Here is a 1,022-nt window from a genome sequence, read left to right on the forward strand (position 1 = left end):
CGGTGACGCGCACCGCTATCCGCACCGCGGCAGGGGCGGCGGCGCTCCGGGCCTCCTCGGCGGGCGGGGCCAGCGCGGCCAGGATCGCGGTGGGCGCCGCGTCCGGAGCGGGCCGCACATGGAAGAGCACCCGGAGCCGCCGCCGGCCGGCGTGCACGCTGACCCGGCACCGGTCGACGCCGTCGAGCGCGGCGGCCCGGCGGCCCAGCACCTCCTCCAGAGCCCGCACGTGCAGCACGTCGCCCGGGGCGGAGAGCGGCAGCCGGGACCGGCCGCCGACCCCGAGCTGGGCGAGCAGGAAGAGCGCGGCCAGCTCCGCCGCCGCGGAGCCGGCGCCGATCGCCGCCGGCACCGCCCAGGGCTGGGCGGCGGCCTCCTGCACCGCCGCGGCGGCTCCGCCGGGCGGCAGGACGGACCACCCGGAAGGAAGGAGGGCCGCGGCCGGGACGCCGGACACCAGCCAGCCGCCGGCCGCGGCCAGCGCGGCACCGGCGCAGAACAGGACCAGGCGGTTCCCTGCGGTGCGGGTGCGGCTCATCGGCGGCCACCCCCGGCGGCCGGAGTCCTCCGGACCGGGGCGCGGCGTCCGCGGTGCCGGCGGTGCGGCGGAGGGGGCGCCGGGCATGCGGCGGCCGGGCCGGCCGCGGCAGCCGCGGCTGCGCGCGGTGCCGTTGGCGGGCGGACTGCGGTCGGGGCGGGGGTCATCGGCGTTCGCCTCCGGGGTGCGGTGCGGCTGAGACTGCGGCGCGGGCGGGCAGGTCGGGTGCTGGGCCGGCTGCCGCTGCGTCGGGCGGCGGCAGCCACCCGGGGCTCGGCGTGACCGTGACCGCGAGCCGCGGTGTGCGGGCGAGGCCGCACCGGGCGAGGGCGGCCGCTGCGGCGGTGGCGGCCCGGGTGCGGACACTGCCCACGTCGCCGAAGGCGAGGAGGACGCGGACGCGGACCCTGCGCCGGCCGGTGCGCGCCGCGACCTCGGCCACGCCCGGGATGTCGCCGACGGCGCCGCGGAGTAGCGCCCCGGA

The 1,022-nt window shown here is 82.5% G+C and carries 1 protein-coding gene and 1 pseudogene; both read right to left on the bottom strand.

What is annotated here, in order from left to right:
• Positions 1-538 (bottom strand): annotated as a pseudogene (locus ACYVGT_RS28100) (hypothetical protein); the annotation flags it as partial.
• Between the two features lie 163 nt (positions 539-701).
• The coding region (locus ACYVGT_RS28105; RefSeq protein WP_460863874.1) for a DUF6286 domain-containing protein at positions 702-1,022 on the bottom strand (321 nt) is incomplete at its 5' end.

This window comes from Nocardiopsis coralliicola, from assembly GCF_054779695.1.